This is a genomic window from Serratia plymuthica NBRC 102599 (assembly GCF_001590925.1).
In the GTDB taxonomy this organism is placed as follows: Bacteria; Pseudomonadota; Gammaproteobacteria; order Enterobacterales; family Enterobacteriaceae; genus Serratia; species Serratia plymuthica.
Genome location: NZ_BCTU01000034.1, coordinates 43,744 through 64,079, shown reverse-complemented (window position 1 = coordinate 64,079; position 20,336 = coordinate 43,744). Strand labels below are relative to the sequence as shown.

The following is a 20,336-nucleotide window of genomic DNA, read 5'->3' as shown; positions in this document are numbered from 1 at the left end:
TCCCGTCAGTCAGGTTTATTGAGGCCCATGAGCGCAACCGCACCGAATCTTAAGTCTTTGCCTTACACCCGTACCGCCCTGCTGGAGCATTTTGCTCCGCTGGCACAGCAGCCGTGGGCGATGTTGCTGCACTCCGGCTTTGCCGAACACTCGCATAACCGTTTCGATATCCTGGTCGCAGATCCCTGCACAACGCTGACCACACGAGGGCAAATCACCGAGATTCGCCGCGGTGAAGATGACCGACAGTCGCAAGAAGATCCGTTCAGCCTGCTGCAAGAAGAGTTGGAACAACAACAGTGGCATCCCGCGGCAGATCCCAACCTGCCGTTTCAGGGCGGCGCACTCGGGCTGTTCGGTTACGACCTGGGGCGCAGAGTGGAAAAGCTGCCGCAATGGGCGCAAGCGGATATCGCGCTGCCGGATATGGCGATCGGCATTTATGACTGGGCGCTGATTGCCGACCATCACCGGCAGACATTGACGTTGCTCAGCTACGGCGACACGGAACAGCGCTGGCAGTGGCTTAACGCACAACGGCCGGAACCGCAGCAGGCATTTGCGTTGACCAGCCGCTGGCAGGCCAATATGACGCGCCAACAGTACGGCGAAAAGTTCCAGCGCATTCAGCATTACCTGCGTAGCGGTGATTGCTATCAAATTAATCTGGCGCAGCGCTTTTCAGCAGATTATCAGGGCGATGAATGGCAAGCCTTTCAACAACTGAACGCCAGCAACCGCGCACCCTTCTCCGCCTTTTTGCGCCTGCCGGACAACGCCGTACTGAGCGTTTCGCCCGAGCGTTTTCTGTGGCTGGAGAACCGACACATTCAAACCCGCCCAATCAAAGGCACCTTGCCGAGGCTGGACGATGCCGATCAGGATGCGCAGCAGGCGCAGCGATTGGCACACTCTGCGAAAGACCGTGCGGAGAATCTGATGATTGTCGACCTGCTGCGTAATGATATCGGCCGTGTTGCCGAGCCGGGCAGCGTGCGCGTCCCCGAATTGTTCGTGGTCGAACCCTTCCCCGCAGTCCATCATTTGGTCAGCACCATCACCGCCATCCTGCCGGAACGCACAGCAGCAACCGAACTGCTGCGCGCTTGCTTCCCGGGTGGCTCCATTACCGGCGCGCCAAAAGTGCGGGCGATGGAAATCATTGAGGAGCTGGAGCCGCAGCGGCGCAATGCCTACTGCGGCAGCATAGGTTATATCAGCGCCTGCGGCACCATGGACACCAATATCACCATCCGCACGTTAATCACCGAAAACGGTCGCATTTACTGTTCTGCAGGCGGCGGCATCGTGGCCGACAGCCAGGAGCAAGCGGAATATCAGGAAACCTTTGATAAGGTCGGCCGTATCTTGCCGCAATTGGGAGAGGTTACCTCGTCGTGAGCCAACCGATTTACCCGACATCGCTTGCCGCTTTTATCAGCCGCTTCCAACTGCAGTTGCCGCAGGCGTCGCAGATTTCGCACAATACCCGCCCGGCGGCGGTGCTGATCCCTATTGTCTGCCGCCCCGAACCCACTCTGCTGCTCACCCGCCGCGCCGACTCACTGCGTAAACATGCCGGCCAGGTGGCATTTCCCGGCGGCAAAACCGATGCCGAAGATGGCTCGGCGATTATCACCGCACTGCGTGAAGCGCACGAAGAAGTGGCGATCCCGCCCCAGTCGGTGACCGTGCTTGGCCAACTGGCGCCGCTTGACAGTAGCACCGGGTTCCAGGTCACGCCGGTGGTCGGCTTGATCGCGCCCGATGTGCAATTCAGCGCCAACGAAGACGAAGTGGCCGACGTCTTTGAGATTCCGCTGCATGAAGCGTTGACGCTGTCGCGCTATTATCCGCTGGATATCCACCGGGCAGGCCACTCGCACCGCATTTATCTTTCCTGGTATCAGAGTCAGTTTGTCTGGGGGTTGACCGCCGCCATCATTCGCCGGCTGGCGCAGCAGGTGAGTATTTAACGCCAGATACGTGACACAGATCACAAGACAAACGGTTACCCGCGCAACAGGCGCGGGTAAAGCGATCGGCATCACTTCATTCCTCTGCTTTTTCAACTACCTTTCTGGCCATGAGAGTTTTAAAAAAACTGTAAACTCTCTCTTCAACCTTACGAAATACCTGTAAAATACTGCCGTCCGGAATAAACCACTATCAATATAGGGATTAAACCGGCAGCGCCCCGCAACGGAAGCTGGCGCGATTGTCATTAACTGAGTTTGGGCAACGGAAGGTTCCACGGCTGACCGACTGCCAGAGACAATCAATAAGTGAGCCAACACCAAGGATTATTTTATTTCATGCGAAAAAGGCAACCGAACCCGTACGGGCCTTTTACAATATCGCTGTTCCCTGCGCGGTTTTTAACCGATGCAGCCATAACAATATGCCTCTAAGGAGTTTTAGCGTGATTAGCGTTTTCGACATGTTTAAGATCGGCATCGGCCCGTCCAGCTCTCATACGGTTGGACCGATGAAAGCCGGCAAACAGTTTGTCGACGATCTGGTAAATAAAGGCCTGATGCCTTCTATCACGCGTGTAGCTGTAGATGTTTACGGCTCACTCTCATTGACCGGTAAAGGTCACCATACCGATATCGCTATCATCCTCGGCCTGGCGGGCAATATGCCGGATACCGTTGATATCGATAGCATCCCGAGTTTTATTCGCGATGTAGAACAACGTCAACGCCTGATGCTGGCCAGCAGCCTGCATGAAGTCGATTTCCCGCGCGACGGCGGCATGGTTTTCCGCAGCGACAACCTGCCGCTGCACGAAAACGGCATGCAGATCCATGCCTTCGCCGGTGATAAAGAAGTTTACAGCAAGACCTACTACTCCATCGGCGGCGGTTTTATCGTCGATGAAGAGAACTTCGGCAAAGCCGACGAACATGAGTTGACCGTTCCTTACCCGTTCAATTTTGCTCGTGAAATGCTCGATCACTGCCGCGAGACCGGGCTGTCTTTATCTGGCATGGTGATGCAGAACGAACTGGCGCTGCACAGCAAGCAGGAAATCGAAACCTACTTCGGCAACATCTGGCAGACCATGCGCGCCTGTATCGATCGCGGTTTGAACACCGAGGGCGTGCTGCCTGGGCCGCTGCGTGTACCGCGTCGCGCTTCCGCGCTGCGCCGTTTGCTGGTTTCCTCCGATAAGCTGTCCAGCGACCCAATGAACGTTATTGACTGGGTCAATATGTTCGCGCTGGCGGTTAACGAAGAAAACGCCGCCGGCGGCCGCGTAGTCACAGCACCAACCAACGGCGCTTGCGGCATCGTTCCTGCCGTACTGGCCTACTATGACCACTTTATCGAATCCGTCAGCCCGGACATTTACATCCGCTACTTTATGGCTGCGGGTGCCGTCGGCGCACTCTACAAAATGAACGCATCCATCTCTGGCGCCGAAGTAGGCTGCCAGGGAGAGGTCGGCGTCGCCTGCTCTATGGCGGCGGCAGGCCTGGCTGAATTGCTGGGTGGCAGCCCGGAGCAAGTTTGCATCGCGGCGGAAATCGGCATGGAGCACAATCTGGGTCTGACCTGTGATCCGGTTGCCGGGCAGGTTCAGGTCCCTTGCATTGAACGTAATGCGATTGCGTCCGTGAAAGCGATCAACTCGGCGCGCATGGCGTTGCGTCGCACCAGTGAGCCACGCGTTTCTCTGGATAAGGTGATCGAGACCATGTACGAAACCGGTAAAGACATGAACGCCAAATACCGCGAAACTTCGCGCGGCGGCCTGGCAATAAAAGTGCAGTGCGATTGACCCCACACCCCGCCTTCACGGCGGGGTTTTTCTTTGTATAAGATCTTGATAATCAACTCCCTACTCGTCACAAGTGACACCGTCACTCAAAACTCCCTTTACAATATCGCGCCGATCCACCGGTTAACCTGCAATTTAGCCCTTTGTTTCTCCAAATTTAAATAATTTACTGGGTTACCATCACTCTTGTATAACGACAGGCTAGAATTAGCCGAGTATCATCCCATGGCAGTTTGGCCGGACGAGGATTCTGGGCTAGCTTACCGAACAAGGATTTACCGATGTTGATGACCCAACTTGCCGTGACTAAATACCGCTATTACCGTTGGCTTCTGGCCGGGGCGGTTGGGTTGGCTATTCTGCTGCTCTCGCTGTACACCCGCTACTATCAGGAGCTCGGCACCATTGAGCAAAGCCAGCGGGTACTTGCCACCCATACCGTCACCAAGATCAATAACCTGCTGGCGCCTGCGGAGCTCCAGGCCGGACGCTCCATGTCGTTGCTGGAGCAACCCTGCCAGACCGCAATGCCGACGCTGCGCTTTCGCGCTGCGCAAAATCAGGCGCTGCGGGCCATGCTGTTGGTCAAAGACGGGGTTATTTACTGTTCCAGCCTGTTCGGCGTGCGTAACTATGTTTTCAGCGCCATTTTGCCTACCCTGGCAGACGGTAGCGCGAAGTTAGCCCTGCGCCCTTCTCTTTCGGTCGCCAAAGGGGTGCCAACGCTGATCATGTGGACGCCGGTAACAGCCGATAACAATCTCAACGGCGTGCTGCATGTATTCAATATTGAGTTGTTGGCCAATTTCCTGCTGGAACCGCAAGAACCCTACGCACAACGGGTGGTGCTGAACGTCGGTGACAACAGCCTGGAATACGGACGACGGGAGATCCTGCGCAGCGATACCCTGACTACCGGCCTTCTCTATACCGCAAAATCAGCGCAATACCCTTTCTCCATCTCGCTGTTTGGCCCGCAGGCAAGCCGGCTCGCCCTGGCTGCGCTACCGCGCCATATTCCGCTGGCATTGCTGATCAGCCTGCTGGCGGCCTATGTCGTGTACCTGCTAACCGCCAACCGCATGAGCCTGTCCTACCATATTGGCCACGCCATTACCCATCGCGAATTCCGGGTTTACTGCCAGCCGATCATCAACGCCGAAACGGGCCGCTGCATCGGGGTGGAAACCCTGCTGCGCTGGAAAAACAAACGCCAGGGCTGGATCTCGCCGGACGTATTTATTCCCCTCGCGGAACAACATGGGCTGATCATCGCCCTGACCCGCTACCTGATGGGCACCGTGGTGGAAAACCTGCAGTTGTTCCCGCCACGTCCGTCGTTTTACATCAGCATTAACGTCGCCGCAGAGCATTTCAACGCGGTCACCCTCATCGACGACATTCGACGCATCTGGCTACCGGCCCAACCGATGCCCTCGTTGATGCTGGAGCTTACCGAACGCACCGCACTGTCTGAAATTCAGTATGAGCAAATCAAGACGCTGAAAGAAATGGGGATCATGCTGGCAATCGATGACTTCGGCACCGGGCACAGTTCGCTCAGTTACCTGAAAAAACTCAGCCCTGACGTGTTGAAAATCGATCGCGGTTTTACCGCCGCCATCGGTACCGATGCGATCAACGCCACCGTCACCGATACCATCATTACTCTGGCGCACAAGTTGAAGCTAAAGCTGGTGGCGGAAGGCGTGGAAACCGAGGAACAGGCAGATTACCTGCGTTCACACGACGTGAACGCGCTGCAAGGCTTCTATTTCGCCAAGCCGATGCCAATCAACGTATTTCCGCTGTGGTTACAGCAGTATGAATCGAAGTTGCGAGCGATGAGTGCGCGTGAGGAGCGGCAGAAAGAAAGGGAAAACAAGCCGGAGGCGTGATGCCCCCGGCTCGTCATGTTACTGCTGTTCCTCGTCGTGAGGCGTCACTTTAGTGATACGCACCAGCTCGATGCGGTACTCCGACACTTCAATAACTTCGAAACGCAGCTGGTTTAGCTCCACCACATCCCCCGCAGCCGGCATCTGGCCGTAATGAGAGAGCAGGAAACCCGCCAGTGTGGCGTAATCCGCCGTCGGGCTGACCAAATCTTCGCAGTTCAGCGCCTGCTCCAGCGAGTGCAAGTCGGTGCCGCCCTTCGCCAGCCAGCTTGCGCCTTCCACCACGATATCCGGCGTCTCATCTTCGTCCGGGAATTCGCCGGCGATGGCCTCCAGCACGTCCAGCGGCGTTACCAGCCCCTGTACCACGCCAAATTCATTGGTCACCACCACCAGACGCCCCTTGGCGCGACGCAATACCGCCAGCAGGTTAATCACGTCCATGGTTTCCGGCACCACTATCGGCGGCGTGCGTGCGGCAAACTCGGCGATATCGTCACCCTGTTCCACCGCCACCAGCAGATCCTTGGCGCGCACCACGCCGATAATCTCATCCAGAGAGTCACGGCAAACCGGGAACAGGCTGTGCGGCGTATCCAGCAATTGCTCGCGCACCTCTTCACGTGAGCGATCGCAATCCACCCACGAGATTTCGGTGCGCGGTGTCATCACGCTGCGCAATGAGCGCGAAGCCAGCGTCAGCACGCCGCTGATCATATAGCGCTCTTCAGCGGCAAAAGTCTCGTTCACCGGCTGCGGTACGGCTTCGTCCGTTTGCTGTGCGCGCTGTTGACCCATCAGACGCATAATCGCCTCGGCGGTACGCTCGCGCATCGGGCGGTGCGCCTGGTGTTTGATAAAGTTACGGCGTGCAATCTGGTTAAACAGCTCGATCAGGATCGAGAAGCCAATCGCTGCGTACAGGTAACCTTTAGGAATATGCATGCCAAAACCTTCGGCGATCAGGCTCAGGCCGATCATCAGCAAGAAGCTCAGGCACAGCACCACTATGGTCGGATGGGCATTCACGAAGTTGGTCAGCGGTTTTGACGCCACCAGCATCACCACCATGGCGATCACCACCGCCGTCATCATTACCGGCAGGTCGTTCACCATCCCCACGGCGGTAATCACCGCATCAAGCGAGAACACGGCGTCAAGGATCACAATCTGCACCACCACCGCCCAGAACTTGGCGTAGCCACGGTTGGCGCCATCCTGGTGCGTCTGCCCTTCCAGCCGTTCATGCAGTTCCATAGTGGCTTTGAACAACAGGAAGACACCGCCGAACAGCAGGATCAGATCACGGCCGGAGAAACTGAAATCCGCCACGCTAAACAGCGGCGTAGTCAGCGTAACCATCCAGGAAATGACCGACAACAGGCCCAGACGCATGAACAGCGCCAGCGACAGACCGAGTATGCGCGCTTTATCGCGCTGCTTCGGCGGCAGCTTATCGGCCAGAATGGCGATAAACACCAGGTTGTCGATGCCCAGTACAATTTCCAATACCACCAGTGTAAGTAACCCAGCCCAAATCGAGGGGTCCATTAAAAATTCCATATCAGACTCCGGAAAAAAGACAGGATTGCCGAGCGGGGCTCAGGCGTGACGATGCTGACGCAGAGGGCGCGCAGACAACAACAGCAAGATAACGGGATTGCAGTACCGGGGGATGGCCGAACGGCCGTGTGACTTGTGTTACGCCAGCAGGTGGCGGGTGGAACCTTGAAAAACAGTAACTTCGGTGACAGTCCATAGGGTGGGCTGAGGCCCTTCACTCCTAAATATGAAAGAGCAAATACTCTAGCAGGAATTTTTTTTACGGCAAAGAAGCTTTTTTACCTTCAGCATCGTCTTGTAACAGGTCTGTTGTTTAATTCTGCAAACGCCGTATTAAGAGTTATCTGAGCGCTCAATAACAGAGCAATGTCACAAAATTTATTTTTTCACTCACTAAAATAAATGACGCCAATGTGAATTAACGCGCACAGGCTTTTGAAACTGCGCGAGAAATGTTAAGCCCGCGTTTCTGATTTTCTACCATAATGTATCTGAACCTGTATCTGAACCGCGGAAGTGACTGCCAGAAAGGAAATCAAGAACGACACAATCCGTGCATGAAGTTCAATGAGGAGGTAGCGAGTGGCAATAGCTATTATCATCGGCACACACGGGACCGCAGCGGAACAATTGCTGAAGACGGCGGAAATGCTATTGGGCGAGCAAGATAACGTCGCTTTTATAGACTTCGTCCCCGGTGAAAACGCCGAAACGTTAATCGAGAAATATAACCTGAAAATCAGCGAGCTAGACACCAGCAGTGGTGTCTTGTTTCTGGTGGACACCTGGGGCGGCAGCCCATTCAACGCGGCCAGCCGCATTGCCGTCGATAAAGAAAACTATGAGGTCGTCACCGGGGTTAACATTCCCATGCTGGTGGAAACGTTCATGGCGCGGGACGATAACCCAGGCTTCGACGAATTGGTCGCACTGGCGTTGGAAACCGGCCGTGAAGGCGTAAAAGCGCTGAAAAAACCGCAAGAAGAGAGTGTTAAGCCCGCGGCACCACAGAGTTCCCCTGCCGCCAAACCCGCCGCACCGCAGGCACCGCTTGGCCCCAATGACCGTATGAAGATCGGCCTGGCACGCATCGATGACCGCTTGATTCACGGCCAGGTTGCCACCCGTTGGACCAAGGAAACCAACGTCAGCCGCATCATTGTCATCAGCGACGAAGTCGCCGCCGATCACGTCCGCAAAACCTTACTGACCCAAGTGGCCCCGCCGGGCGTTACCGCGCACGTGGTCGACGTGGCGAAAGCCATCCGCGTATGGAACAACCCGAAATACGCCGGTGACCGCGTCATGCTGCTGTTCACCAATCCGACCGACGTTTGGCGCCTGGTCGAGGCCGGCGTAGATATCACATCGGTGAATATCGGCGGCATGGCGTTTCGCCAGGGGAAAACCCAGGTCAACAACGCCGTGTCGGTCGACGAAAAAGATATCGAAGCGTTTAAGAAATTAAACGATCGCGGTATCGAACTGGAAGTTCGCAAAGTCTCGTCCGACAGCCGGTTAAAAATGATGGACCTGATTAACAAACTCAATTAATGGCGCAAGCCAATAATTATTTTACTCAGAGCTCTTTGGTCATAGGAGAAGTGCAATGGAGATCACCACTCTTCAGATTGTGCTGATATTTATCGTTGCCTGTATCGCCGGGATGGGATCCGTCCTCGACGAATTCCAGTTCCACCGTCCGCTGGTCGCCTGTACCCTGATTGGCTTTATTCTCGGTGATATGAAAACCGGCATCATCATCGGCGGTACGCTGGAGATGATCGCCCTGGGCTGGATGAATATCGGTGCTGCGGTCGCGCCAGATGCGGCGTTGGCTTCCATCATTTCCACCATTCTGGTTATTGCCGGCGGCCAGAGCGTCGGTGCCGGTATCGCGCTGGCCATACCGCTGGCGGCGGCCGGGCAAGTGCTGACCATCATCGTGCGTACACTGACCGTGGCCTTCCAGCACGCGGCGGACAGCGCAGCGGAACGCGGCAGTTTACGTGCCATCACCTGGATCCACATCTCCGCCCTGCTGCTGCAGGCGATGCGTATCGCCATCCCGGCGGTTATCGTGGCCATCTCGGTGGGCACCGCAGGCGTTCACGCGCTGCTTAACTCGATCCCTGAAGTCGTCACCAGCGGCCTGAACATCGCCGGCGGGATGATTGTGGTGGTCGGTTACGCCATGGTGATCAACATGATGCGCGCCGGTTACCTGATGCCTTTCTTCTACCTCGGCTTCGTTACCGCCGCCTTCACCAACTTTAACCTGGTGGCGCTCGGCGTCATCGGCGTGGTGATGGCCGTGCTTTATATCCAGCTCAGTCCGAAATACAACAAGTCTCAGGTTGTACAGGCTGGTCCGGCTAATGCCAACGATCTCGATAACGAACTCGATTAGGAATAGGTGAGAGACATGGTTGATACAACAGCTCAAAAGAAACTCACGCCGGCCGATATTCGCGGTGTGTTCCTGCGCTCGAACCTGTTCCAGGGCTCATGGAACTTCGAACGCATGCAGGCGCTGGGTTTTTGCTTCTCTATGGTGCCGGTGATCCGCCGCCTGTACCCGGAAAATAACGACGACCGCAAACGGGCAATCAAACGCCACCTGGAATTCTTCAACACCCACCCTTACGTGGCGGCGCCGGTGCTTGGCGTTACCATGGCGATGGAGGAACAACGTGCCAACGGCGCGCCGATCGACGATGCGGCCATCAACGGCATCAAGGTCGGTTTGATGGGGCCGCTGGCCGGCGTGGGCGACCCGATCTTCTGGGGCACCGTACGGCCGGTATTCGCCGCGCTCGGCGCCGGTATTGCCATGAGCGGCAGCCTGCTTGGCCCTATTTTGTTCTTTGTCTTGTTCAACCTGGTACGCCTGTTGACCCGCTATTACGGCGTGGCCTACGGTTACCGTAAAGGGGTGGATATCGTTAATGACATGGGCGGCGGCTTCCTGCAAAAACTGACGGAAGGAGCGTCCATTCTTGGCCTGTTTGTGATGGGAGCATTGGTTAACAAGTGGACGCACGTGAATATCCCGCTGGTGGTGTCGAAGATCACCGATCAGACCGGGCATACCACTGTGACCACGGTGCAAACCATTCTCGATCAGTTGATGCCGGGTCTGGTGCCGCTGCTGCTGACCTTCGGCTGTATGTGGCTGTTGCGCAGAAAAGTGAATGCGCTGTGGATTATCATCGGCTTCTTCGCCATCGGCATCTTCGGTTACTGGATTGGTCTGCTGGGCCTGTAAAGCTAGTCGCAACCGGGGGGAAACCCCCGGTTTTTTTATTTGTGGAGTTGAAAGATGTCACTGACCGATGGCGTATTACTGATTTTTACCGCGCTGATGCTGCTGTATGCGATTTACGACGAATTCGGCATGAACCTGCTGAAGGGCAAAACGCGGCTTAAAGTGCAGTTAAAGCGCCGCAACCGGATCGACTGCCTGATTTTTGTCGGCCTGATTGTCATTTTGATTTACCGAAACGTCACCACCAACGGCGCAATATTGACCACTTATCTGCTTATTTCTTTAGCGCTGATCGCCATCTACATTTCTTATATTCGCTGGCCCAAGATACTGTTTAAAACCCAGGGTTTCTTTTATGCCAACACCTTCATTGAATATAACCGCATTAAAGCCATGAATTTATCTGAAGATGGCATCCTGGTCATCGACCTGGAACAGCGCCGGTTACTCATTCAGGTTACACAATTAGACGATCTGGAGAGGATTTATCATTTTTTCGTTGAAAATCAATGAATAAATAATACTTAAAGTTTCATCCCTGCCGATAATACGCGCTGTATATGGATAATTAATCAACAACCCCAGCGCTTATCAGTTTATTATTTACGCAACATTGTTGCATCAGCCTACATTATATTCCCTCTTGCAATTCTTTAATGAAAACAATTCTCAATTCCAAAAAGAATATTCTCAAGTAATTAAGGTTGTCGTCGTCAGAAATATTATGGTATGGTTGCGCCGTCATTGGGGAGTAGCCGGTTTCTGGGCAATAAAACGCCAGAAACGCCCGTATCAACATACTCGTTTCGGACTCTGAAACGTGGTGCGGGCAGCCAGGTAAGGTTGGCGAGACCATAGACACGTAACTCCGTCGTATGGTTGGGGGTGGGTTACGTGTATATGGAGCCGCCCGGCCGAGGCTATTTAACATGAATCTTTCCGCTACACTCATTCTCGCTTTTGGCATGTCTATGGATGCGTTCGCCGCGTCGATCGGCAAAGGTGCCAGCCTGCATCAACCCCGTTTTCGTGAAGCCCTGCGCACCGGACTCATCTTCGGCGTGGTCGAAGCCATTACGCCGATCATCGGCTGGGCAATTGGCCTGTTCGCCAGCCAATACATCATGGAGTGGGATCACTGGGTAGCCTTCTCGCTGCTGTTTATTCTCGGTACGCGCATGATTGTCGAAGGCATCAGAAACCGGCCGGACGAAGTGGAAAAAGTGAAGCGCCACGGCTTCTGGCTGTTGGTGGCCACCGCTATCGCCACCAGCCTTGATGCCATGGCGATCGGCGTTGGTCTGGCCTTCCTGCAGGTCAATATTGTGCATACCGCCATGGCCATCGGCATGGCCACCATGATTATGGCAACGCTGGGTATGATGATTGGCCGCTTTATCGGGCCGCTGTTGGGCAAACGCGCAGAGATCATCGGCGGCGTGGTGTTGATCGGTATCGGCATCAATATTCTGCTGGAGCATTTGGGCTACCTCGCCTGATTGTCGCTGAACGCAAAAAAACCTGCCAATGGCAGGTTTTTTCGTTTCTGGCATAAGCATTCACCTTAGCTATCGCCCGGTCGGTTGCCGGCCTCCTGCACACGCGGCAAACCTGATCGCCAATCCCCATAGAACAGCCGTGAGCAACGACAGGCCTATCGCGCCGCACACGGCGAACTGGATCCCCTTTTCCAGCGGATGAAACGCCGTCATTAGCGCGCCGAAAATCGCCACGCCAAACGCGGAGCCGCTTTGCCTGCCGGCATTGAGCACGCCGGCGGCAACGCCCGCCCGTTCACTCGCGACCTCATTCAACAACGCCGTCGTGGCCGCAGGCGTAATGATCCCGGCCGCCAGGCCAAGCAAGGGGAAACACAACGCAATACGCCAGTAAGGCGGGCTTTCGGCCAGCGCCAGCAAGCCACCGAAACCCAACGCATACAGCAGCAAACTGCAATAAACTACCCGCCCCGCACCCAACGCCTGAACCAGATGGCCGCAAAGAAAGCTGCCCAGCGTGACCATAATGGTCAGGGGAAGAAATGCCAGGCCGGACTGCAGCGGCGACCAACCCCGTACCTCTTGAAAATAAAGATTCAGCAGAAAGAACGCCCCGTAAAACACCAGAGCAGAAACCAGCGAAACCCATGCCGAGGCGGAAAAAACCACGCTGCGGAAAAGCGCCGGCGGCAGCATCGGCTGCCGGCTTCGTCGCTCTATCGCAACAAACATCAGCCAGTTCAAGGCAGCCACGGCGATACCGCCCAACACCCAGCCAGAGTGCCAGCCAAGCCGCGCGCCCTCAATCAACAAGGCCACCGAAGTGGCTAGCGCCACAATCACCGTCCCCTGCCCGGCGTAGTCCATCTGGCGCAAGGATAGTGGCGGGCGAACGGCCGCAATACGCAGAGTCAGCCCGATTCCCAACGCAATCACCGGGATATTGATCCAAAACAGGCTACGCCAGCCCAGCAATTGGATCAGCACGCCGCCGGCCAGCGGCCCCGCCGCCATCGCTACGCCGCCACATCCGGCCCATACGCCAATGGCACCCGCCCGCTGTTTCGCCTCGGGAAAGGCCGCGTTAATCAGCGTTAAGGAACTGGGCACCAGCAAAGCGGCCCCAACGCCTTGCAATATTCTGGCGGTGACCAGTACGGGTAGTGCCCCCGCCAGCCCGCAAAGGGCAGAAGCGCAGGCAAAGATCGCCAGCCCGGCAAGGTAGACTTGCCGCCCTCCTAGCCTGTCGCCCAGCATCCCGCCACTGAGCAACAGGCTGGCGAACGCCAACGTATAAGCGTTCACTACCCACTGCAGACCGCTAAGCCCGGTACCCAGATCGGCGGCGATCGGCGGCAAGGCGACGTTAACGATCGACGTATCCAGGATGACGATGACATAGCTGAGGCTGGTTGCCATCAGTACTCGTTTTTGTTGTTTATTCAAGCTTGCCACTCGTTGCGTACCCAGGGTGATGAAACAGGCATTGACTATAAGCCGCTCTTAGCCTGGAATACTTCGAAGCATATCGAAGTGTACCTTGAACGATGAAAACATCGCCTGCTATCGATAAAGGAGAAACTCGTGGGCCAACATAATATTGCATCCGTTGCGCATCTGATCGCCGAACCGGTGCGGGCGGTGATGTTGATCACGCTGGCCGACGGCAACGCGCTATCAGCCAGTGCGCTTGCAGAGTCGGCAGGCGTCACCCCGCAAACCGCCAGCTCGCATCTGGCAAAGTTGTTGGACGGCGGCTTGCTTAGCGTCGAACAGATTGGGCGCTATCGCTACTATCGTCTCTCGGGGCCGCACGTCTCGCATCTGCTGGAAAGTCTGGCGTCGATCGGGCCGGTAACGCCGGCCTGGCGCAATACGCCCAACCGTTCTGCGCGTGAGATGCGCTTCGCGCGCTGTTGTTATGATCATCTGGCCGGGAAAGTCGGCGTCGCCGTAACGCGCAGCCTGCTGAAACAAGGGCTAATCGTCGAAAATGGCGCATGCGAATATGTGCTGACGCCGGCCGGCGTCAATTGGTTACAGGCGTTGGGCGCCGAGGCGGCCGCAGTAGAGCCAGAGGGGGTTGGCAAAGGCCGCCAATGTTTGGACTGGACCGAGCGGCAATATCACCTCGCCGGGCCGCTGGCGGCTTATCTGCTGGACGCGTTTTGCCATTGGGGCTGGCTGCAGCGCTTGCCGGAAACCCGGGCGCTCAAGGTTACCCCAAGGGGCTGGACGGCATTGAAAACGCACCTCGCCATTGAGCGCGCAGATCTGGAGGACGATACGGTCAATGGCGAAGCGGCATATCCGGTGGTTTAATCGGCTTGGCGACGGTACAGGCCTATAACGAAATCCGTTTCACAGGCGAATGCTTCGCTGGCACTCAGGCGCTGTTGCACCTCTGGAGAAGCCCGCCAGGCGAAAGGCGTCATCTGCAGCAGGTTGGCCGCCTGCTCGCCCGGCAGCGTCATCGGGTACGCCAGTGCCTCGAGCCGCTCGCAGTCAAAGCCCGTCAGTTGCTCATCGGATTCCGCGTGCAGTTGCACCTGCTGATAAACCTGTTCTTTCAACTGATACAGATGGCGCGGGCCAGGCGATACCGTCACTACGACGCCGCCGGGTTTGACCACCCTCGCCAGCTCTTCGGCTTTGCACGGCGCGTAAATGCGCAGGATCGCGTCCAAAGAACGGTCGGCAAAGGGTAAACGGTGGCTGGACGCCACGCAGAATGACACCGCAGGGTAACGCTTGGCCGCATAGCGGATCGCCACTTTGGCAACATCCAGCCCATAAACGGTGATGTCGCGCGGCGCCAATCGTGCCGCCACTTCAGCGGTGTAATAACCTTCGCCACAGCCAATATCCAGCAGCGCCTGCGCCTCGCCACCCAACGCCTGTTCCAGCAGTTCCGCCACCCGTTGCTGCAACGGTCGATAAAATCCGGCATCGAGAAAAGCGCGCCGCGCCTGCATCATTTCCGTGCTGTCTCCCGGCTGCTTCGAACGTTTATGCTGCACAGGCAGCAGATTGACATAGCCTTCTTTGGCGCAGTCAAACTGATGATTGGCATCGCAACGCCATTGCAAGTGAGAAAGAAGAAGCGGCTGGTGACACAGAGGGCACTGATAAGACATGGTTGGATTCCAGAGAGATACGGCGCAGGTAGTCTAAAGAAGGCTTCTGCACGATGCAAGGCAGGCCTAGCCAACGGGTAAAAAAGCTGGCTACACTGACGATATGTTTTCTGACGCAGGCAAAGACGTTATATGACCGACTACTCCCCGCTTCTCAGCACCGTTCCGGCCATTCAGCACGGTTTCGGCCACAAAAGTGCCCTGCTGCCTGGCCATCTGCAACCCTATCGCGCCACGCTGCCGGAAAAAAAACAGGTGCACGGTACTCGCATCGTCGACATTCATCATGCGGCCCAAATTTGCGGTGAAGCCGACGGTTTCTACACCACCCAACCCGGTATTCTGCTCAGCGTATTGACGGCAGACTGTCTGCCGGTCATTTTCAGCCGCAATGACGGCTCGGCCATTGCGGCCGTGCATGCCGGTTGGCGCGGCTTGCTGGATGGCATTCTTGAGCAATTGGCGGCGCGAATCAGCCGCGATGACTCAACGGCAAACTGGGTGGCCGCCATCGGCCCGGCTGCCGGCCCGTGCTGTTATGAGGTGAACGAAGAGCTGGTTACGCGCTTTAAACAGCAGTTGCCGCTGCCTGCCGCCTTGATCAGTCCAAGCTATCGCCACCTGGATCTGGCCGCCATCGCCGAATACAAACTCAGCGAGCTGGGGTTTGCCGCCGTTGATCGCGCCGGGAGTTGCACCATCTGCACGCCGAATACCGACTCGCGGCACCCGCAGCGCTTTAAATACACCAGCTACCGCCGCAACAGCCACCGGCGTGAGCAGGATCCTGGGCACCCAGGCATTACCGGCCGCAATCAGTACGCGGGGATTATCATCGCCGGCTGAGCGCAGACACGAAAAAGCCCGCACGAAGGCGGGCTTTTTGTACAGCTGACGCTGATTAGATAGCAGTAACGTTCACTGCAGATGGGCCTTTCTGGCCATCTTGGATTTCGAACTCAACGTTCTGGCCTTCAGCCAGGGTTTTGAAGCCGTTACCCTGGATTGCAGAGAAGTGTACGAACACGTCTTTGCTGCCGTCAGCTGGGGTGATGAAACCGAAACCTTTAGACTCGTTGAACCACTTAACTTGACCTTTGATCTTTGCCATCTTGAGTATTTCCTTTGGATTGTTTAAACCGCCCGTAGGCGTTACATAGACAAACTAGAGTCGTTACTGCTTGAGGCACTAAGATAAGGATCGGCAGAGAAGCGGTATTCAACGCTAACGTCTTTACTCAGAACTTCTTTACTGAAAATGCCACACATATACAGAACTGTACCTCGTTTTACCCAGATGCGTTATCACATACTCTGTATTCGATGGCAAGCCATTTTTAATCACTGATGGACCTGTCGCACATATTTGAAACGGTCGATAGCAACATAAGCTTAAATAGGCTAAAAGATGTTGAAGCCTTAGCTATTTTCTGCTTAACGCTCACACCGCGCTACACTCCGCAGCCTGACTGAATTTTAACAATTCTTTCATCCGATCGCTCCTCTGCGTTGCGACATATAACCGCCATCGGGCGCTTAGAACGTTAAAAAATTTGAATCTTTATGGAATTTCTTATACAACATTTGAATATCGATGAACGGGTGCCTTTGACCTCAAACTCATCAGACCACTTGGTCGCCATCTGGACGGCCCAACGCCGGTGCCGCCGCCTGTCTGATAACCTTCCCCTCTCCGGAGAAAATAATACCGATGCTAATTATTAATATTAGTTATCGCGAATACCCGCTGCACAATCGGATCCCCGGCAAAAAACAAATGGCGCTGCCGCTTTAAGGTGCATAAGCATGCAACGGGGAAAATTACGCACCATCATTGTGCATAACCGGATAAATATCCTGCTGACGACAGAATTAAATAACGGCAATAACCCTAACATCCGTGAGAATGTATAACCGAATTAAATCTTAAAAAGACAGGGGGTATTTACTCTGCCGACAAAACCCACTCTCGGGTCTAATTATTTTGTCTTTTTGCACACCTCGCTATTCGCACCCACTCATCAGACCCGGCACCTGATAACGCCCTCCGCCGTTCCCCCGTACAACGGCAGCCCGCAACCGGGCGGCCTTGCAGGCGGTTCAATCCGAAAAACCGTCCCTCACGGGGCGTGAATTTACCCCTTAAGAGTTAGAGGAAAGCGCAATGCGCTCGCCAATTTTGATTGGCAAGAACTGATGCCGCTCTATTCCGGCAGAGCTCAACGCCAGATTTAATTGCTGTGGCGGTTCATCCAGCGACTCATCGGCCAATTCAAAAACGCCCCAATGAATCGGAATAACCCGCGGTGAATTTAATTGCTGATACAGCGTCACCGACTGCTGCGGATCCATATGTTGTTCCTGCATGAACCAACGCGGTGCATAAGCGCCGATTGGCAACGCCGCCACGTCAAACGGCCCCAGGCGCACGCCGATATCCGCCAGCCGTTCCGAATAACCGCTGTCACCAGAAAAATAGAAACGCAGCGACGGATGATGAATAACCCAGCCGCACCACAAAGAGCGGTTGCGATCCCACAGGGTACGCATGCTCCAGTGACGCGCCGGCGTACAGTGGAACCTTAACTCGCCCAATGACAGGCTGTCCCACCAGTCCAGTTCTTCCACACGCTTGAGGCGATAACGCCGGAACCAGCTTTTTAACCCCAGAGGCACGATAAAGGTCGCGTTGGGAAAACGTCGCGCCAATTGGCGCACGGTCCGCCGATCAAGGTGGTCATAATGGTTGTGAGAAATCAACACCACATCCACCGCCGGTAATTGTTGCACCGTCAACGGCGGCGGCGTTTTACGTTTAGGGCCGTAGAAACTCAGCGGAGATGCGCGTTGCGAAAGCACTGGGTCGATCAGGATATAGCGGCTATCCAGACGCAGCAGCATCGAAGCGTGCCCCAGCCACCAGATGCCGTCATCGCTGCCGCTGAGGTCGGCAGGCTGCCACCAGCGCTGGGTAAACTGCTGATACCCCAACTGTGGCGGTTTGGGCAACCCTTGCTGCTTGCGCTCATTTTGCCAGCGTCTCAAATCCCCTTCCTGACGCTGAGTCGGTTCCGGATTGCGAAACCCCTCCGGGGTGTGGTGAGCTTTCGCGGCATCATAGTAACGATTGATTCTCTTCAAATTGCTCTCCCGACCACTGCGGACACCCTGCACGGGCAGATTAGATAACATAACAAGATAGTCGATTGGCGTGCTTTGTGAACCGTGCTCACCTCGGGGGGGACCTTTTCGGATATTGTGTTGTCACAGTCCCTGTGAGCATGCCAGGGCCATAAAGAGCCTGTTAAGCATCTCTTAAGATCTTTATGATTTACTTATAGGACATTCAGAAAAGGAGAAGTTATGAGCCGTTCTACATCACGCAAGTCACGTGTTCGTCTGGGCCGTATCCGTAGCACGATGCGGCAACAGAGCCAGTATTGGAAAATGTACGCGGCGATGAAGCTCCGCCGGGTGAGAGTGCCGGCACCGCTGGTGCTGCTGTTTGGCGCGCTGGTGAGTTTTTTCATGTTGGGCGTGCTGATGCTTAGCGTGGTCGCTATCGATATCGTCACCACCCTGTTCCTGCTGTGCAGGAAGCTGTTGGGCCTGGGCCGCGGCAATCAGGGCACGGCCTTTATGCCACGTAGCTAAAGCCTGAACCGGAGGCGCGCAAGGCGCCTCCGTTATAGATTAACGCCGCACTTTGGCGCCTTTACGGCGCGTCAGCATAAAACCCACCCACAGCAGCAGGATCCATACCGGCATCAGCAGTACGGAGATGCGGATCCCCTCGCTGAAATACATGATCACCAGAATCAGGCTGAGAAACGCCAGGCACAGGTAGTTGCCAAACGGATACCACAACGCCTTGAAGCTCGGGATCACCCCCTGGCGGTTTTTCGCCGCACGGAACTTCAGGTGCGCCAGGCAAATCATCACCCAGTTAATCACCAGCGTAGACACCACCAGCGCCATCAACAGCTCAAACGCCTTGCCAGGCATCACGTAGTTGATCAGCACGCCGACAGAGGTCACCAGCGCCGACAGCGCAATGGACAGCACAGGTACGCCGCGCTTATTCACCCGGGTCAACGCCTTCGGCGCATTCCCCTGCGTCGCCAAGCCGAACAGCATGCGGCTGTTGGCATAAACCCCGCTGTTATACACCGACAGCGCCGCCGTCAGCACCACCACGTTAAGGAGGGTCGCCACCAGGTTGCTGTTCAGCGCGTGGAAAATCATCACAAACGGACTTCCGCCTTCCACCACCTTGTCCCATGGGTAGAGAGACAGCAGTACGGTCAGTGAGCCGATATAAAAAATCAGGATGCGGTACACCACCTGGTTGGTGGCTTTCGGAATGCTGCGGCGCGGATCGGCGGCTTCCGCAGCCGTGATGCCGACCATCTCCAGCCCACCGAATGAAAACATGATCACCGCCATCGCCATGACCAGCCCTTCTATGCCGTGCGGCATAAAGCCCCCCTGCTCCCACAGGTTGCCGAAGCTGGCTTGCGGGCCGCCATTTCCGCTGACCAACAGCCAGGCGCCGAAGACGATCATGCCGACAATCGCCACCACCTTGATGATGGCGAACCAGAACTCCGTTTCGCCATACAGGCGCACGTTGACCAGGTTGATCAGATTAATCAGCACAAAAAATCCCGCAGCGGAAACCCAGGTCGGGATGTCCGGCCACCAATACTGAATATAAATCCCTACGGCGGTTAACTCGGCCATGCCGACCAGAATGAACATGGCCCAATAGTTCCAGCCGGAAAGGAAACCGGCGAAATCGCCCCAGTATTTATAGGCAAAGTGGCTGAATGAGCCGGCGACCGGCTCTTCAACCACCATTTCACCCAGTTGGCGCATAATCAGAAAAGCGATAACGCCACCGATTGCGTAGCCCAGCAGCACGGAAGGACCGGCCATTTTAATGGTCTGTGCAATGCCGAGAAACAAACCGGTGCCAATGGCGCCCCCAAGGGCGATGAGTTGTATATGTCTGTTTTTTAAACCGCGTTTTAGCGGAGTATCCTGTTGCTGACCGCCCATCTTATCCTCATATGGCGTTGAATCCCGTCGCTTTTGCACAAGATTTCGCCAATCAATAAATGTATCTGCGGGCGGCTTTTTAACACTTAACCCCGGGAGCATCAAGGAGAAGCACCCCGGCAA

Annotated in this window: 19 protein-coding genes and 1 riboswitch; of the genes, 12 read left to right on the top strand and 7 right to left on the bottom strand. The window is 55.7% G+C overall.

The features are described 5' to 3' along the window. Window positions 1-27 precede the first annotated feature (27 nt). From pabB to SPL01S_RS21365, 4 genes are all read left to right on the top strand, one after another. Window positions 28-1,401: an aminodeoxychorismate synthase component 1 gene (pabB, locus tag SPL01S_RS21380; protein ID WP_063202743.1), complete on the top strand. Its 1,374-nt coding sequence runs from the start codon at window positions 28-30 to the stop codon at window positions 1,399-1,401. Continuing rightward, window positions 1,398-1,976 carry a CoA pyrophosphatase gene (locus tag SPL01S_RS21375; RefSeq protein WP_062871095.1) on the top strand — a complete coding sequence of 193 codons (579 nt, stop codon included), beginning with the start codon at window positions 1,398-1,400 and terminating at the stop codon, window positions 1,974-1,976. The genes pabB and SPL01S_RS21375 overlap by 4 nt, the downstream gene beginning before the upstream one ends. Before the next feature lie 446 nt (window positions 1,977-2,422). Beyond that, a complete protein-coding gene (gene sdaA / locus SPL01S_RS21370; protein WP_063202741.1) occupies window positions 2,423-3,787 on the top strand; it encodes an L-serine ammonia-lyase in 1,365 nt (454 codons plus the stop codon). Window positions 3,788-4,068: 281 nt separating this feature from the next. Next, window positions 4,069-5,685, top strand: a complete 1,617-nt coding sequence (locus SPL01S_RS21365) for an EAL domain-containing protein (RefSeq protein ID WP_063202739.1) — start codon at window positions 4,069-4,071, stop codon at window positions 5,683-5,685. Window positions 5,686-5,703: 18 nt separating this feature from the next. On the opposite strand, the gene SPL01S_RS21360 is transcribed toward SPL01S_RS21365, so the two are convergent. Next, complete coding sequence (locus SPL01S_RS21360; protein WP_004945630.1) at window positions 5,704-7,248, bottom strand: TerC family protein; 1,545 nt, start codon at window positions 7,246-7,248, stop codon at window positions 5,704-5,706. A gap of 582 nt (window positions 7,249-7,830) precedes the next feature. On the opposite strand from SPL01S_RS21360, the gene manX reads away from it, so the two are divergent. From manX to mntP, 5 genes are all read left to right on the top strand, one after another. Next, the gene (gene manX, locus SPL01S_RS21355; RefSeq protein WP_063202737.1) at window positions 7,831-8,802 is read left to right on the top strand and encodes a PTS mannose transporter subunit IIAB; all 972 of its coding nucleotides are present in this window, start codon (window positions 7,831-7,833) and stop codon (window positions 8,800-8,802) included. A gap of 55 nt (window positions 8,803-8,857) precedes the next feature. Further along, window positions 8,858-9,658, top strand: coding sequence for a PTS mannose/fructose/sorbose transporter subunit IIC (locus SPL01S_RS21350; protein WP_004945641.1), 801 nt, complete (start codon window positions 8,858-8,860; stop codon window positions 9,656-9,658). 15 nt (window positions 9,659-9,673) lie between these two features. Then, window positions 9,674-10,516, top strand: coding sequence for a PTS mannose transporter subunit IID (locus SPL01S_RS21345; RefSeq protein WP_062871098.1), 843 nt, complete (start codon window positions 9,674-9,676; stop codon window positions 10,514-10,516). A gap of 54 nt (window positions 10,517-10,570) precedes the next feature. Further along, the gene (locus tag SPL01S_RS21340; RefSeq protein ID WP_062871099.1) at window positions 10,571-11,029 is read left to right on the top strand and encodes a DUF986 family protein; all 459 of its coding nucleotides are present in this window, start codon (window positions 10,571-10,573) and stop codon (window positions 11,027-11,029) included. Between the two features lie 221 nt (window positions 11,030-11,250). After that, window positions 11,251-11,434: riboswitch (yybP-ykoY riboswitch) on the top strand. A gap of 11 nt (window positions 11,435-11,445) precedes the next feature. After that, entirely contained in the window at window positions 11,446-12,015 is a 570-nt protein-coding gene (mntP, locus tag SPL01S_RS21335; protein ID WP_004945650.1) for a manganese efflux pump MntP, read from the top strand. A gap of 69 nt (window positions 12,016-12,084) precedes the next feature. On the opposite strand, the gene SPL01S_RS21330 is transcribed toward mntP, so the two are convergent. After that, window positions 12,085-13,434: an MFS transporter gene (locus tag SPL01S_RS21330; protein WP_232245996.1), complete on the bottom strand. Its 1,350-nt coding sequence runs from the start codon at window positions 13,432-13,434 to the stop codon at window positions 12,085-12,087. A gap of 165 nt (window positions 13,435-13,599) precedes the next feature. Between SPL01S_RS21330 and SPL01S_RS21325 the strand changes: the two genes are divergently transcribed. After that, window positions 13,600-14,337 (top strand): ArsR/SmtB family transcription factor, encoded by a 738-nt coding sequence (locus SPL01S_RS21325; RefSeq protein ID WP_063202733.1) that lies wholly within the window; start codon window positions 13,600-13,602, stop codon window positions 14,335-14,337. On the opposite strand, the gene rlmA is transcribed toward SPL01S_RS21325, so the two are convergent. Continuing rightward, window positions 14,334-15,152, bottom strand: coding sequence for a 23S rRNA (guanine(745)-N(1))-methyltransferase (gene rlmA, locus SPL01S_RS21320; RefSeq protein WP_006325939.1), 819 nt, complete (start codon window positions 15,150-15,152; stop codon window positions 14,334-14,336). The two genes, SPL01S_RS21325 and rlmA, sit on opposite strands and share 4 nt — an antisense overlap. Window positions 15,153-15,284: 132 nt before the next feature. Between rlmA and SPL01S_RS21315 the strand changes: the two genes are divergently transcribed. After that, window positions 15,285-15,998 carry a purine nucleoside phosphorylase YfiH/LACC1 family protein gene (locus SPL01S_RS21315; RefSeq protein WP_004945657.1) on the top strand — a complete coding sequence of 238 codons (714 nt, stop codon included), beginning with the start codon at window positions 15,285-15,287 and terminating at the stop codon, window positions 15,996-15,998. A 55-nt stretch (window positions 15,999-16,053) separates the two neighbouring features. Here the strand turns inward: SPL01S_RS21315 and cspE are convergent, their stop codons facing one another. From cspE to SPL01S_RS21305, 3 genes are all read right to left on the bottom strand, one after another. Next, window positions 16,054-16,263 (bottom strand): transcription antiterminator/RNA stability regulator CspE, encoded by a 210-nt coding sequence (gene cspE / locus SPL01S_RS21310; protein WP_002221949.1) that lies wholly within the window; start codon window positions 16,261-16,263, stop codon window positions 16,054-16,056. Between the two features lie 41 nt (window positions 16,264-16,304). Further along, window positions 16,305-16,421 carry a DUF2627 domain-containing protein gene (locus SPL01S_RS24875; protein ID WP_002211058.1) on the bottom strand — a complete coding sequence of 39 codons (117 nt, stop codon included), beginning with the start codon at window positions 16,419-16,421 and terminating at the stop codon, window positions 16,305-16,307. 873 nt (window positions 16,422-17,294) lie between these two features. Continuing rightward, on the bottom strand, window positions 17,295-18,293 hold the full coding sequence (locus tag SPL01S_RS21305; protein WP_063202731.1) for an MBL fold metallo-hydrolase: 999 nt from the start codon (window positions 18,291-18,293) through the stop codon (window positions 17,295-17,297). Between the two features lie 222 nt (window positions 18,294-18,515). On the opposite strand from SPL01S_RS21305, the gene SPL01S_RS21300 reads away from it, so the two are divergent. Next, the gene (locus SPL01S_RS21300; RefSeq protein ID WP_063202729.1) at window positions 18,516-18,806 is read left to right on the top strand and encodes a hypothetical protein; all 291 of its coding nucleotides are present in this window, start codon (window positions 18,516-18,518) and stop codon (window positions 18,804-18,806) included. A 39-nt stretch (window positions 18,807-18,845) separates the two neighbouring features. Here the strand turns inward: SPL01S_RS21300 and SPL01S_RS21295 are convergent, their stop codons facing one another. Further along, window positions 18,846-20,213: an amino acid permease gene (locus SPL01S_RS21295; protein ID WP_006325942.1), complete on the bottom strand. Its 1,368-nt coding sequence runs from the start codon at window positions 20,211-20,213 to the stop codon at window positions 18,846-18,848. Between the last annotated feature and the right edge of the window lie 123 nt (window positions 20,214-20,336).

What these genes read in the sequence shown, in the direction of transcription:
- pabB (WP_063202743.1), top strand. Translation starts at nt 28, where the DNA reads ATGAGCGCAACCGCACCGAATCTTAAGTCTTTGCCTTACACCCGTACC.
- SPL01S_RS21365 (WP_063202739.1), top strand. Translation starts at nt 4,069, where the DNA reads ATGTTGATGACCCAACTTGCCGTGACTAAATACCGCTATTACCGTTGG.
- SPL01S_RS21360 (WP_004945630.1), bottom strand. Translation starts at nt 7,248, where the DNA reads ATGGAATTTTTAATGGACCCCTCGATTTGGGCTGGGTTACTTACACTG.
- SPL01S_RS21350 (WP_004945641.1), top strand. Translation starts at nt 8,858, where the DNA reads ATGGAGATCACCACTCTTCAGATTGTGCTGATATTTATCGTTGCCTGT.
- SPL01S_RS21345 (WP_062871098.1), top strand. Translation starts at nt 9,674, where the DNA reads ATGGTTGATACAACAGCTCAAAAGAAACTCACGCCGGCCGATATTCGC.
- SPL01S_RS21340 (WP_062871099.1), top strand. Translation starts at nt 10,571, where the DNA reads ATGTCACTGACCGATGGCGTATTACTGATTTTTACCGCGCTGATGCTG.
- mntP (WP_004945650.1), top strand. Translation starts at nt 11,446, where the DNA reads ATGAATCTTTCCGCTACACTCATTCTCGCTTTTGGCATGTCTATGGAT.
- SPL01S_RS21330 (WP_232245996.1), bottom strand. Translation starts at nt 13,434, where the DNA reads ATGGCAACCAGCCTCAGCTATGTCATCGTCATCCTGGATACGTCGATC.
- rlmA (WP_006325939.1), bottom strand. Translation starts at nt 15,152, where the DNA reads ATGTCTTATCAGTGCCCTCTGTGTCACCAGCCGCTTCTTCTTTCTCAC.
- SPL01S_RS21315 (WP_004945657.1), top strand. Translation starts at nt 15,285, where the DNA reads ATGACCGACTACTCCCCGCTTCTCAGCACCGTTCCGGCCATTCAGCAC.
- cspE (WP_002221949.1), bottom strand. Translation starts at nt 16,263, where the DNA reads ATGGCAAAGATCAAAGGTCAAGTTAAGTGGTTCAACGAGTCTAAAGGT.
- SPL01S_RS24875 (WP_002211058.1), bottom strand. Translation starts at nt 16,421, where the DNA reads ATGTGTGGCATTTTCAGTAAAGAAGTTCTGAGTAAAGACGTTAGCGTT.
- SPL01S_RS21300 (WP_063202729.1), top strand. Translation starts at nt 18,516, where the DNA reads ATGAGCCGTTCTACATCACGCAAGTCACGTGTTCGTCTGGGCCGTATC.
- SPL01S_RS21295 (WP_006325942.1), bottom strand. Translation starts at nt 20,213, where the DNA reads ATGGGCGGTCAGCAACAGGATACTCCGCTAAAACGCGGTTTAAAAAAC.